The sequence below is a fragment of the Microbacterium sp. Kw_RZR3 genome (assembly GCF_029222405.1).
In the GTDB taxonomy this organism is placed as follows: domain Bacteria; phylum Actinomycetota; class Actinomycetes; order Actinomycetales; family Microbacteriaceae; genus Microbacterium.
Genome location: NZ_JARHXC010000074.1, coordinates 1 through 12,650 on the forward strand (window position 1 = coordinate 1; position 12,650 = coordinate 12,650).

Below are 12,650 nucleotides of genomic sequence, written 5' to 3' on the forward strand. Positions count from 1 at the left end.
CCAGGTGACCGCGGTGGAGTGGCGCCTTTCCGAGGAGACACGCGCCCGCGTCGAGCGAGACGTCGCCGCCGACGCGGTCCACGTCGCGGTCGAGCGCGCCACCGCCTACGCGGATGCCCTGGGGATGGCATCCGTCACCGCCGTCGAGATCGCGGATGCCGGACTCCTGGCGGCGCGGCCCGAGAACCCGCCGGTGTTCGCCGCGCGCGCGACGGCCGCCGACAGCGGGCCGTCGTTCAGTCTGCAGCCGCCTGAGATCGTGGTGAGCTCGACCGTCGAGGGGCGCTTCCGCGCAGAGTGAGAGTCACTCCCCCAGGCGGTTGCGCGTGCGCATGGCCCGCTCGGCCTCGCGCTTGTCCTCGCGCTCGCGGATCGTCTGCCGCTTCTCGAACTCGCGCTTGCCCTTGGCCACCGCGATCTCGACCTTCGCACGCCCGTCAAGGAAGTACAGACGCAACGGAACGAGCGTGTAGCCGCCCGCCGCGACGGCGTGCGAGAGCTTCACGATCTCTTCTTTGTGCAGCAGCAGCTTCCGCGTGCGCTTGGCCGAGTGGTTCGTCCAGTGGCCCTGCGAATACTCCGGGATGTGCACGGCGTCGAGATAGGCCTGACCGCCGTCGATGTACGCGTAGCCGTCGGTGAGGTTCGCACGCCCCTGGCGCAGCGACTTCACCTCGGTACCGGTCAGCACGAGACCGGCTTCGTACGTCTTCTCGATCGCGTAGTCGTGTCGCGCCTTCTTGTTGGACGCGATGAGCTTCTCCCCCTGCTCACGAGGCATGGTGCCACCTCCTCATGATCACGGGCACACAGAGCCCCTCAGTCTACGCGATCAGGCGCGCAGCCAACGCCGAATGGCGAAGCCGGCACTCAACGCGGCCAGGACGACGCCGATCACCACGATCACGGGGACCACGATCGCGACGTCCGAGAGACTCACCCACGAGGTGATGAAGCTGATCCGATCGCGCAGGTACCTCTCGACCCCGACCTGCACGATGGCCCACACGGCGACGCTCGCGAGAGCGGATCCGATCAGCGCGGCGAGCACGCCCTCGAGGATGAACGGCGTCTGGATGAACCGGTTGGACGCTCCGACGAGACGCATGATGCCGAGTTCTCTTCGCCGCGCGAAAGCGGAGAGACGGATCGTCGTGGCGATCAAGAGCACCGCGGCGATGAGCATGAGACCGGCGATACCGACGGCGACGTAGGTGGCGACCGTGAGCGACTGGAACAGCGGTTCCAGGTACTGCATCTGATTGGTCACCTCTTCGACGCCGGCCTGCCCACTGAACGCCTCCGCGATCACGTCGGACTGATTCTGGTCGACGAGGTTGATGTTGAAGGTCGCGTTGAACTGGTCGGCCGTGACGACGCCGGCGATGTCGGACGACAGCAACCCCTGAGCGTTCTGGTAGGCCTCATCGCTGGTCGAGAAGGTGTAATCGCGGATGAGCGGCTTGAGCGCCTCGCCGTCGAGCGTCGCGCGCACCGCGTCGATCTGCTCCTGCGTGGCGGCTTCGCCGGCGTTGCATGTCGGCTTGTCGGAGACGGTGGAGCACATGAACACCGCGACCTGCGCGCGATCCGCCCAGTACGACTGCATCTTGCCGATCTGCATCTGCATGAGCATCGCGGCGCCGACGAACGTCAAGGACACGAAGGTGACGAGGATGACCGAGATGACCATCGACGCGTTACGGCGGAGACCCGTGAAGGCCTCCGAGAGGATGAGCCCGAACCTCATGACGTGGGTCCCACTTCGTCGTCGCGGTCTTTCTTCTCGGCGAGACCGAGCCTGTCAGCGAGGCCGAGCGCGTCGACCTCGGGGTTGCTCACCGGGATCGAGCGGGTGTTCGTCCCGGGTTCGCGGCGTTCCGCAGCAGCGGTGGTGACCGACGGCGACGTGGGCTCGACGGGGGCGGCGGAGACCTGCTCCGACCCCTCCGGTCCGCGCAGCGGCTCGACGGGCCCGGTGATGTTCGTGACCTCGCGCTGCACCTCGAGCACGGCCGTGAGCGCGGCGACCGCGGCCGCGCCCTTCTCGACCTCGGGTGCGAGCACGGGCAGCCCCGAACGGTCGCCATAGCCACCGTGGCGCTCGTCGCGCACCATCTCGCCACCGCGCAGCTCGATCACGCGGCGCTGCATCTGGTCGACGAATCCGGCCTCGTGCGTGGCCATGACGACCGTGGTCCCGCCGGCGTTGATGCGCGCGAGGAGGCGCATGATGTCGATCGACGTACCGGGGTCGAGGTTTCCCGTCGGCTCGTCGGCCAGCAGCACCTGGGGCCGGTTCACGAGCGCGCGGGCGATCGCCACACGCTGCTGCTCACCGCCCGACAGCTCGTGCGGCAGACGCTTCTCTTTGCCGTCCAGACCGACCAGCGCGAGGACCTCGGGAACCGCCTGCTGGACGAAGCCGCGCGAGGCGCCGGTCACCTGCAGCGTGAAAGCGACGTTCTGGTGGACCGTTTTGTTCGGCAGCAGCCGGAAGTCCTGGAACACCGACCCGATGTGGCGACGGAAATAGGGAACCTTGCGGTTCGACAGGGTGCGGAGGTCGCGGCCGAGCACGACGACACGCCCTTCGCTCGGGGTCTCGGCCCGCAGGATCAGCTGCAGGCACGACGACTTCCCCGAACCCGAGGCGCCGACGAGGAAGACGAACTCTCCGCGCTGCACCTCGAAGTCGACTGCGCTCAGCGCGGGCTTCGTGGTGCCGCGATACCGCTTGGTGACATTCTCGAACCGGATCATGGCTCGACGAGCCTAAGCGCGCGTTCCGAAGAGCCCGACAGGACGCGCCGTGTCGGCATCCGGGAAAACCCTATGGATGCCGAGGACCGCGGCATCCGTCTCAGTCGTCGTCGTCTTTGCGCTTGCGCCAGCGGATTCCGGCCGCGATGAGACCGTCGAGGTCCCCGTCGAACACGACGGCGGGGTTGCCGACCTCGTAGCCGGTGCGCAGGTCTTTCACGAGCTGCTGACCGTAGAGGAAGTAGGAGCGCATCTGGTCGCCCCAGCTCGCGGTGATCGTGCCGGCGAGCTCTTTCTTCTTGGCCGCTTCTTCTTCGCGCTTGAGCAGGAGCAGGCGCGTCTGGAGAACGCGCATGGCCGCGGCGCGGTTCTGAATCTGCGACTTCTCGTTCTGCATCGAGACGACCAGGCCGGTGGGGATGTGCGTGATGCGAACGGCGGAGTCGGTCGTGTTGACTGACTGGCCTCCGGGACCGGACGAGCGGAAGACGTCGACGCGGATGTCACCCTCGGGCACCTCGACCTCGACGGCCTCTTCCATCACGGGGATGACCTCGACAGCGGCGAAGCTCGTCTGGCGCTTGTCGGCACCGCCGAAGGGGCTGATGCGCGCGAGGCGGTGGGTGCCGGCCTCGACCGACAGGGTGCCGTACGCGTAGGGCACATCGACCTCGAAGGTGGCGGACTTGATGCCCGCGCCCTCGGCGTAGGAGGTGTCCATGACCTTGACCGGGTACTTGTGACGCTCGGCCCACCGCAGGTACATGCGCAGGAGCATCTCGGCGAAGTCGGTGGCGTCGTCGCCGCCCGCTCCCGAGCGGATCGTGACGACGGCCGAGCGGGAGTCGTACTCGCCGTCGAGCAGCGTCTGGACCTCGAGCTGACCGATCACGTCTTTCAGCGAGGCCAGCTCACGGCGGGCCTCATCGGCGCTGTCTTCGTCGTCCATCTCGATCGCGAGCTCGACGAGCACCTCGAGGTCGTCGAGGCGCTGCTCGATCTCGGTGATGCGCTTGAGCTCGGCCTGACGGTGGCTGAGCCGGCTGGTCACCTTCTGGGCGTTGTCGACGTCATCCCAGAGGTCGGGAGCGCCCGCCTCTTCGCTGAGGCGGTCGATGTCGGCTTTGAGTGCGTCGACGTCGACCACGGCCTGGATATCGGCGAAGGTCGAGCGCAGCGCCTGGATGTCGGCGGTCAAATCGAGTTCGAGCATTTGGAATCAGCCTATCGTGGAGACGGTGACCGCCGACTCTCCCCGGAGCGTGCTGGTGCGCTTCGCACCCATGATCTACGGGCCCACCCTGCTCTTCGCGATCGGCGAGGGAGCCGTCATCCCCCTCATCCCCGTCATCGCGAACCGGCTCGGCGCGGACGTGGCCCTGGCCGCCCTGGTCGCGGCCGCCCTCGTGGTCGGACAGCTGTGCGGCAACATCCCCGCGGGGTGGGCGGTCGCGCGGTTCGGCGAGCGGATCACCATGGGCGTCGCGGGGATCGTCATCCTCGGCGGCCTGGTGGGCGTGGTCTTCGCCGGGACGCTCGCGATCTTCGCGGCCGCCGTTTTCCTCATCGGCTTCTGTGCCGCTTCTTTCGCGCTCGCCCGGCATTCCTTCATGACGACGCGCGTTCCCCTGCATTTCCGCGCCCGCGCTCTGTCGCTTCTCGGTGGGACCTTCCGGCTCGGGATGTTCGTCGGCCCTTTCATCTCCGCGGCATTGTTGGGCATCTTCGGTGATGAGAGGGCATCCATCGCGTTCTTCGCCGTCTGCCAGGTGGCGACGATCCTGCTCGTCTTCTTCGGCCCCGACCCCGAGAAGGCCGTGCCGGTCGGCGGCGATTCCCGGGAGGCCGAGGACACGGGCGAACCCGTGACGGGCGCGATCCCCACCGTCGAGCGCGTCGGCGTCTTCCGCACGATGTGGAGATTCCGCGCGGTGCTGGCGCGTCTCGGCCTCGCCGCCGCCTCACTGTCGGCGGTGCGCTCGGCTCGACAGGTGGTCCTTCCCCTGTGGGGCGTGTCGCTCGGGCTGGACGCCTCGACGATCGCGGTGGTCGTCGGCGTCTCGGGAGCCATTGACTTCGCGCTGTTCTACGCGAGCGGACAGGTCATGGACCGCTTCGGCCGCCTGTGGGCGGCCCTTCCCGCGATGGTGCTGATGGGGGCCGGCTTCCTCGCCCTGTCGTTCACGCACGATCTCGACAGCTCGGCGATGTGGTTCGCCATGTTCGCCGCGGTGCTCGGGGTCGGAAACGGGCTCTCCAGCGGCATCCTGCTCACCCTGGGCGCCGATCTGGCGCCCGCCGACGAGCCGGCCGCCTTCCTGGGATCGTGGCGGACATTGACGGATGCCGGGGGCGCGATCGCCCCGGTGATGATCTCGGCGCTGACGGCTGCGGTGTCGCTGTCCGGGGCCGTCGCCGCCATGGGAGTCATCGCCGCGCTCGGCGCGTTCGGCTTCGTCCGCTGGGTGCCTCGGTACGTCCCGAGATCGCGATCCTGACTTTCCCGGATCTTCCTGATTCGCCCGGGAAAGACGGGGCAAAACGCACCGCGGCGTGTTTCCGCGCCGTAAAAAATCCGGTCGGCTCTGGTCATTTGATGAGTTTGCCCTGAGAATCGATCACACGTCCGCCACCCTCTAGGCGACGTGTCATTTCCCCCGGATGAAGCGGGCGACGCCGCCCGCAGAGAGGTACCTTCACCGTGCCCCGTAACACCCCGCATTCCCTCGCGCCGCGCGCGGCTTCGCGCGCCCGGCGCGCCTCGGCCGTCCTGGCCACCAGCGCCCTCGTCGGGGGCGCGCTCCTGGTCGCTCCGGCGGCCTTCGCCGCCCCCGCACCGGGCGACGCGCCGAACGATCTCGGTCTGACCAGTGCCGACGTCATGACGCACCTGACGGAGCTGTCCGACATCAGCGAGTCGCTCGCCGACCAGGGGTACCGCTCTTGGAACTCCCCCGGCTACGAGGCCGCCGCGCATTACGCCGAGCAAGTGCTCGAAGCGACCGGCGCGTTCACGGTGTCGCGGCACGCGTTCGACGTGCCGTACTCGGAGTTCGGCGAGGCCTCCCTGACGGTCGACGGAACGACCTACACGGGCTCGCACTTCGACAACAGCGAAGGCACCGACTCCCCGGTGACCGCGGCGCTCGCCCTCCCCGAGTCCGCGGACGGCGGTCGGCTCGGCTGCGAACCCACCGACTTCGCGAACGTCCCCGCGGGAGCCATCGTGCTCGTCCAGCGCGGCGACTGCACGTTCGAGGCCAAGATCGACAACGCCACCGCGGCCGGAGCCGGAGCGGTGTTCGTCTACAACAACGAGCGCCCCGCTGAAGAGGGCGTCTCGCCCGACGATCAGCTGACCAACGTGGGCTCGGGCCCGCGCAACGAAGAGGACTCCCCCGCCGCCACGCTCCCGCAGGCCAGTGGCGACGCCCTCGCCGCGCTCGTCACCGCGGCGCCCGTGGACGCTCCCGTCGAGGGAACCGCGGTCATCGAGAAGCAGTTCCTCGTCGGCCAGTCCTTCAACATCATCGCCGACAGCGTCGCGGGCGACCCCGACGACACCGTCGTCATCGGCGCGCACCTCGACGGCGTCGCCGAGGGACCCGGGGTGAACGACAACGGCTCGGGCTCCGCGGCCGTCCTCGCTCTCGCGGAGAAGATCGCGGCATCCGAGGTTCCGAACGACAAGCGGATCCGCCTGGCCCTGTGGGGCGCCGAGGAGATCGGCCTGCTGGGCTCGACCGCGTACGTCAACGACCTCGTCGCGAACGACCCCGCGGAGTGGGACCGCATCTCGTCGTACCTGAACTACGACATGATCGGCTCCGAGAACTTCACCGTCGGCGTGTACGACGCCGACCGCTCCACCTTCCCGGCGGAGGGCGTGAACATCCCCGAAGGGTCCGTGGAGATCGAGAAGCTCTACACCGACTACTTCGACACCATCGAGCAGCCGTGGATCGACACCGAGTACTCGGGTCGCTCGGACTACCAGGCGTTCATCGACAACGGCGTGCCCGCGGGCGGACTGTTCTCCGGCGCCGATGACATCAAGACCGAGGAGCAGGCCGCACTGTTCGGCGGGACGGCCGGGGTCTACATGGACCGGAATTACCACACGATCAACGACAGCCTCGCGAACGTCAACCGCGACTCGATCGACATCTTCGCCCCGGCGATCGGTCACGCCGCCGTCGCCCTGGCCTGGGACGCGGCGGCCGAGCCGTCGCCCGAGCCGACGGAGCCCTCGCCCGAGCCCACCGTCGAGCCGACGACGGAGCCCACCGCTGAGCCCACCGCGCAGCCGACGGCGGAGCCGACCGCGCAGCCCGTCCCGTCGCCGAGCGCGACCGCGGGCCCTGGCTCCCGCAACGACCTCGCCAAGACGGGGTCGAACGCCGAAGGTTCCCCGCTCCCCGCGATCGGCGCGGGAATGCTCGTCATCGGCGCGCTCATCGCCGCAGGGACCATCGTCGCCCGTCGACGCCCGCAGGAGTAACCCCTGAGAAAGGCCGTCGGGGTCGGGTGCCACGCGCACGCGGCCCCGGCGGCCATTTCGCTCTCGAGAATTTGCTCGCGTGCGTCCCGCGCACGAAGATGCGATCAGCGAGACGCACGGGAGGGCGCTGTGAAAGACGTGGACCGCGGTTCGCTCGCCCTCTCGGCCGCTCTCGCCGGCGTCGCGGGGTTCGTCGACGCGATCGGGTTCCTCGACACGGGCGGCCTCTTCGTCTCGTTCATGAGCGGTAACTCGACGCAGGGTGCGGTGGACCTCTTCGACGGCGGAGCGCGGGTGGCGCTGATCTCGGCCGGGATCATCGCCGCGTTCGTGATCGGCGTGACGGCGGGGGCCACCGCCGGCATGCACGCGTCGCGCCCCCTCGCGCGCGTGGTCGCGGGCGCTGCGGTGGCCGTCGGGATCGCGGCCGGACTCGCCCTGGCCGGCGACGCGACGCTCTGGCGAGCAGGACTGCTCGCCGCCGCGATGGGGGCGCTCAACACGCTCTTCCTCGCGGAGGGTCGCGCGCGGGTGGCCATCACCTACGCGACGGGGACGCTCGTGAGCCTGGGACTGGGCCTTGCATCCCTGCTCACCGGGCGTTCGCGGACGGCGTGGCGACGCCCCCTGCTCCTGTGGGCATCGCTCGTCGCCGGAGCGGTGATCGGCGGGGTCGCCCACCGCCTCGGCAGCCCCGCCGCGCTCGCCATCGCAGCACTCGCGCTCGGCGCCGCCTCGACGGTGATCGCCGTCCGCGGTCGAGCGAGTGGCGTCAGTCCTCGTCGCTGACCCGGATCAGCACCTTCCCTGTCGCCCCCGCGGCGACGGCGTCGTGCGCAGCCGACGTCTCATCGAGCGGGAACCACGTGACCGGGAGGCCCGCTTCCTCGCCGACGGGCAGGGCACCGTCCGCGACGGCCGCGGAGACATCCTCGGCGGCAGCGGTCAGGGCGGTCTCCCCCACCGTGTAGAGCAGCAGCCCCTGCCAGCGGACATTCTTGGCGAAGCTCGCCCGCACCGCCGCGGTGAAGCTGTCTCCGCCGTTGTCGGCGTAGTAGCCGATGCTTCCGTGGTTGGCGATGACCTCGACGTCGAGCGCCGCGTTCTCGGCGATCGCCACCTCGACGATGTGTTCGACGCCCTCAGGGGCCAGTTCCCGGATGCCGTCGGCCAACGTCTCGCTCGGGTACTGCAACACGTGGTGGGCGCCCGCCGCCCGGGCCAGCGCTTCCTTCTCATCGCTGCTCACGGTGGCGATCACGGTGGCACCGGCCCAGACCGCCAACTGGATCGCCGCGTGACCCACCGCCCCCGCGCCGCCCTGGACGAGAACCGTCCTCCCGGCGAGGGCTCCCGGCGCGAGGCGCGACGGGCCGTCCTCGTGGACGGTGAGCGCGCGGTGCGCGGTCATCGCGGGCACTCCGAGGCTCGCGCCGAGGGCGAAGGACGCCCCCTCAGCGAGCGGAACGGCGCGCTCCGCGGGGATCACCGCGAACTCGGCCGCCGTCCCCGTCGGACGCTCGTGCTGGGCGAGGTAGACCCAGACCCGCTGCCCCACCGAGACCGACGTCACGCCCTCGCCCACGGCATCCACTGTTCCCGCACCGTCCTGGTTCGGCGTCACCTCGGTGAACGAGAAGGGCCGACCACCCTCACGCGCTTTCCAGTCGGTCGGGTTCACGCCCGAGACGGCGATGCGCACGCGCACCTCGCCGGGTCCCGGTTCGGGAACGGGACGCTCACCGAGCGTCAGGACGGAGGAGTCACCGGTCTGGGAGTACGTGATCGCTCGCATGGAGAGGACAAGCGGGCTCGGCGCGCACGCATTCCCTCGGCGTGTCGACCCGCCAGCCGCCACACTGGGCGGATGAGCAGTCTCGTGGTCGCGAACGGCGTCCTGTTCTCCGGCGGATCGGTGCTCGAGGGCGACGCCGTCGGCATCCGCGACGGTCGTATCGTCGCGACCGGACCCCGACGCGACGTCCGCGACGCGATCGGACCGGATGCCGACGAGCTCGACGCGCGCGGAGGCCTCGTCACCCCCGGATTCGTCGACTCGCACATCCACCTCGGCGGTGGGTCCGTCGACGCGCTGCGCTGCGACCTCGCCGGGGCGGCCTCCCTCGCGGAGATCGACGAGCGCGTCCGGACGTTCGCCGCCGGGACGACCGCGGCATGGATCGTCGGCGGAGGATGGGACCCCACGCTGTTCCCGACGACTGGTCCGACGGCCGCCCACCTCGACGCGCTCGTCCCCGATCGGCCCGCCCTCTTCCTCGACGCCGATCACCACGGCGCGTGGGTGAATAGCGCCGCCCTGCGCGCGGCGGGGATCGACGAGTCGACACCGGACCCGTTCGACGGGAGGATCGAACGCTCGTCGAACGGCGCCCCCAGCGGGGCTCTCCGTGAGGGGGCGATGCAGCTCGTCGCCCCCCCTGGTCCCGCCGTCCGCCACCGCCGACATCGCTCAAGCGCTCCTGTCGATCTCTCGCGACGTGCTCGCCGCGGGCATCACCGGCTGGCAGGAGGCAGCCCTCGGCACCTACGCCGGGTACCCCGACTTCTCCGACGCGTACCGCGCCCTCACGGAGGCCGGTGACCTCGTCGGCCGAGCCACCGGCGCGATCTGGGTGCCCCGCGACCTCACCGTGGACACCGTCGACGCGTTCGTCCGGGAGTGCGTGGAGCGCGCACGCGTGAACACGGCGGCCGGGTTCCCGACGCGAACCGCCAAGCTCATGCTCGACGGGATCATCGAGACGCGCACCGCTCACGTCTGCGCGCCCTACCCCGACGGCTCGCACGGCCTGGCCTACTTCGACCCCCAGATCGTGCGCCTGCTCGTGCCCGCTCTTAACGCCGCGGGACTCGCCGTGCACGTCCACGCGCTGGCCGACGCGGCGGTCCGCGACGCCCTCGACGGCTTCGCCGCGGTCCCCTCCGCCGATCGCGCCCGCGTGCGCAACCACATCGCCCACCTCGAGCTGATCACCCCGCCCGACCTCCCGCGGTTCGCGGCGCTGGGGGTGACGGCGAACTGCCAGCCGTACTGGGCGTGTCGCAACGACCTCGTCCGCGACGTGACGCTCCCGCTTCTCGGTTCCGAACGCGCCGACGAGCTGTACCCGTTCGCCTCCCTGCGCACCGCGGGGGCGCGCCTCGCGATGGGATCGGACTGGCCCGTCTCGACCTTCGACCCGTGGCTCGGCGTTCACGTGGCAGTCACCCGTCAGCCGCCGGGAGAATCGGATGCCGAGCCCCTGGGCGCCGCGCAGTCCCTGTCGCTCGGCGAGGCGCTCGACGCATACACGCGCGGCTCGGCCGACCTGCTCGGCATCGGTCCCGGAACCCTGGCTCCGGGCGCGCCGGCCGACCTCGCCATCGCGGATCGCAACCCTTTCGCGGGCCGACCCGACGGCATCCACGAGACCCGGAATGTCACGACCGTCGTCGCGGGTGACGTCGCCGGGGGTTGACGGCTGGTTCACATCGTGCGAGCCTCGCGCGCGCATAGACTGAACCCACTCGCGGGAGTGGTGAAATTGGCAGACACGCAGGATTTAGGTTCCTGTGCCTTCGGGCGTGGGGGTTCAAGTCCCCCCTTCCGCACGACGACTGCCGTACCCGAGCACGACCTCTCCGACCCGACGGGACCGATGTGATGCACCCCACCGCCCTGCTCCCGTGGCTCGACCCCGCGACGATCATCACCAACTCGCAGCCCTGGGCCCTGCTCGTCGTCTGCTTCATCATCTTCGCCGAGACCGGCCTGCTCATCGGGTTCCTGCTTCCCGGCGACACCCTGCTGATCATGGCCGGCCTGCTGTCGCACTCGACGCCCGCGGCGCCGAACGGCGTGTTCGGCATCAACGCGTGGTGGGTGGCTCTCGCTATCGGGTTCGCCGCCTTCATCGGCGGTGAGGTCGGCTATTACATCGGCCATAAGGCGGGGCCGTCGATCTTCGAGCGCAAGGACTCCGGCATCTTCAGCCGCAAGAACGTCGAACGCACCAACGCGTTCTTCGAGCGCTTCGGCGGACTGACGGTGATCCTCGCGCGCTTCGTCCCCGTCGTGCGCACCTTCGCCCCCATCGCCGCCGGTGTCGGCCACATGCCGTGGCGCAAGTACACGCTGTACAACTTCATCGGTGCCGTCATCTGGGGCATCGGTCTCACGATGCTCGGCTACGCCGTCGGCTACATCCCCTTCATCCGGGACATCGTCACCGAGTACATCGACGTGATCCTGCTCGCCGCCGTCGCGGGCACGGCACTCTTCATCGCGATCCACTACTTCCGTGAGCGGGCTGCTGCGAAGCGCGAGGGAACGGTCACCCACGACGAGGCCGCGTCGCTCGCCCTCGACCCGAAGACGCTCGAAGACGGCGATCAGCCCACGCGCTAAGACGCCTTCGAGCTCTTCTTCTTGGCGGGAGCCTTCTTCTTCGCGGGCTCGTCCTTCTCGGCGCGCGCTGCGCGGGTGCGCTCGACGCTCGCCCGCAGCGCCTCCATCAGGTCGATGACTTCGCCGCCGTCTTCGTCTTCCTGCGTGCCGAAGGTGGCATCCGTGTCGATCGCGTCGCCCTGCTCGAGCTTCGCGTCGATCAGGGTCCGCAGCTCCTGCTGATATTCGTCGGTGAACTCCTCAGGGTCGAAGTCCTTCGAGAAGCTGTCGACGAGGGATGCCGACATCTCGAGCTCCTTCGCCGAGATGCGCACGTCCTCCTCGAGAGCGGAGAAGGCTGCCTCCCGAACTTCATCGGCCCAGAGAAGCGTCTGCAGCACGAGCACGTCGTCGCGCACCCGCAGCGCGGCCAAACGGGTCTTCTGCCGCAGCGAGAAACGCACGATCGCGGTGCGATCGGTCTGCTCCAGCGTCTTGCGCAGCAGCACGTACGCCTTGGGCGAGGACGAGTCGGGCTCGAGGTAGTAGGCCTTGTCGAGCGTGAGCAGGTCGACCTGGTCGCTCGGCACGAACTCGACGACTTCGATCTCGCGGCTCCGCTCGCTCGGCAGCGAGGCGAGGTCGTCTTTCGTCAGCACGACCGTCTGTTCGCCGTCGTCGTACGCACGATCGATGTCACTGTAGGGCACGACCTCCCCGTCGATCTCGCAGATGCGCTGGTAGCGGATGCGTCCACCGTCCTTGTTGTGCACCTGGTGCAGCGAGACGTCGTGGTCCTCCGTGGCCGAGTACACCTTGACGGGCACGTTGACGAGGCCGAACGTCAGGGCGCCCTTCCAGATCGATCGCATGGGTCCAGTGAACACCGAAAGAGGGGTGGATGCCGAGACCCTTGCGCCGCGGCAGGGCACCGGTCCCTTCGACAGGCTCAGGGACCTCACGTCCGAGGCACAACACAGGTGGCTGAGCCCGTCGAAG

The 12,650-nt window shown here is 69.4% G+C and carries 13 protein-coding genes and 1 tRNA gene; 8 read left to right on the forward strand and 6 right to left on the reverse strand.

From position 1 onward, the window contains the following. Positions 1 to 301, forward strand: a 301-nt coding sequence (locus P2P98_RS03895) for an SIMPL domain-containing protein (protein ID WP_275797411.1), incomplete at its 5' end; no start/stop codon positions are given. Between the two features lie 3 nt (positions 302 to 304). Here P2P98_RS03895 and smpB read toward each other — a convergent pair. The 4 genes from smpB to prfB form a co-directional block, all read right to left on the reverse strand. Beyond that, a complete protein-coding gene (smpB, locus tag P2P98_RS03900; RefSeq protein WP_058596494.1) occupies positions 305 to 781 on the reverse strand; it encodes an SsrA-binding protein SmpB in 477 nt (158 codons plus the stop codon). 51 nt (positions 782 to 832) lie between these two features. Beyond that, on the reverse strand, positions 833 to 1,750 hold the full coding sequence (gene ftsX / locus P2P98_RS03905) for a permease-like cell division protein FtsX (RefSeq protein ID WP_058615205.1): 918 nt from the start codon (positions 1,748 to 1,750) through the stop codon (positions 833 to 835). After that, a complete protein-coding gene (ftsE, locus tag P2P98_RS03910; protein WP_058596492.1) occupies positions 1,747 to 2,763 on the reverse strand; it encodes a cell division ATP-binding protein FtsE in 1,017 nt (338 codons plus the stop codon). Before ftsE ends, ftsX begins: the two co-directional genes overlap by 4 nt. 100 nt (positions 2,764 to 2,863) lie before the next feature. Beyond that, on the reverse strand, positions 2,864 to 3,976 hold the full coding sequence (prfB, locus tag P2P98_RS03915) for a peptide chain release factor 2 (RefSeq protein WP_013586257.1): 1,113 nt from the start codon (positions 3,974 to 3,976) through the stop codon (positions 2,864 to 2,866). A gap of 70 nt (positions 3,977 to 4,046) precedes the next feature. Here prfB and P2P98_RS03920 point away from each other — a divergent pair, with 70 nt between their 5' ends. The 3 genes from P2P98_RS03920 to P2P98_RS03930 all read left to right on the forward strand — a co-directional run bounded on the left by P2P98_RS03920 (position 4,047) and on the right by P2P98_RS03930 (position 8,053). After that, positions 4,047 to 5,261 (forward strand): MFS transporter, encoded by a 1,215-nt coding sequence (locus P2P98_RS03920; protein WP_275797426.1) that lies wholly within the window; start codon positions 4,047 to 4,049, stop codon positions 5,259 to 5,261. A 203-nt stretch (positions 5,262 to 5,464) separates the two neighbouring features. Further along, entirely contained in the window at positions 5,465 to 7,264 is a 1,800-nt protein-coding gene (locus P2P98_RS03925; RefSeq protein ID WP_275797415.1) for a M20/M25/M40 family metallo-hydrolase, read from the forward strand. A 129-nt stretch (positions 7,265 to 7,393) separates the two neighbouring features. Then, positions 7,394 to 8,053, forward strand: coding sequence for a DUF1275 family protein (locus tag P2P98_RS03930; RefSeq protein WP_275797417.1), 660 nt, complete (start codon positions 7,394 to 7,396; stop codon positions 8,051 to 8,053). Here P2P98_RS03930 and P2P98_RS03935 read toward each other — a convergent pair. Further along, a complete protein-coding gene (locus tag P2P98_RS03935; RefSeq protein WP_275797418.1) occupies positions 8,037 to 9,059 on the reverse strand; it encodes an NADPH:quinone reductase in 1,023 nt (340 codons plus the stop codon). The two genes, P2P98_RS03930 and P2P98_RS03935, sit on opposite strands and share 17 nt — an antisense overlap. Positions 9,060 to 9,131: 72 nt before the next feature. On the opposite strand from P2P98_RS03935, the gene P2P98_RS03940 reads away from it, so the two are divergent. The 4 genes from P2P98_RS03940 to P2P98_RS03955 all read left to right on the forward strand — a co-directional run bounded on the left by P2P98_RS03940 (position 9,132) and on the right by P2P98_RS03955 (position 11,672). Continuing rightward, the gene (locus tag P2P98_RS03940; protein ID WP_275797420.1) at positions 9,132 to 9,866 is read left to right on the forward strand and encodes an amidohydrolase family protein; all 735 of its coding nucleotides are present in this window, start codon (positions 9,132 to 9,134) and stop codon (positions 9,864 to 9,866) included. Next, complete coding sequence (locus tag P2P98_RS03945; RefSeq protein ID WP_275797422.1) at positions 9,763 to 10,743, forward strand: amidohydrolase family protein; 981 nt, start codon at positions 9,763 to 9,765, stop codon at positions 10,741 to 10,743. The genes P2P98_RS03940 and P2P98_RS03945 overlap by 104 nt, the downstream gene beginning before the upstream one ends. A 51-nt stretch (positions 10,744 to 10,794) precedes the next feature. Further along, positions 10,795 to 10,876: transfer RNA gene (locus tag P2P98_RS03950), tRNA-Leu, on the forward strand. 52 nt (positions 10,877 to 10,928) lie between these two features. Next, positions 10,929 to 11,672 (forward strand): VTT domain-containing protein, encoded by a 744-nt coding sequence (locus tag P2P98_RS03955; RefSeq protein WP_058615207.1) that lies wholly within the window; start codon positions 10,929 to 10,931, stop codon positions 11,670 to 11,672. Here P2P98_RS03955 and P2P98_RS03960 read toward each other — a convergent pair. Then, a complete protein-coding gene (locus P2P98_RS03960) occupies positions 11,669 to 12,523 on the reverse strand; it encodes a Ku protein (RefSeq protein WP_275797424.1) in 855 nt (284 codons plus the stop codon). The two genes, P2P98_RS03955 and P2P98_RS03960, sit on opposite strands and share 4 nt — an antisense overlap. Between the last annotated feature and the right edge of the window lie 127 nt (positions 12,524 to 12,650).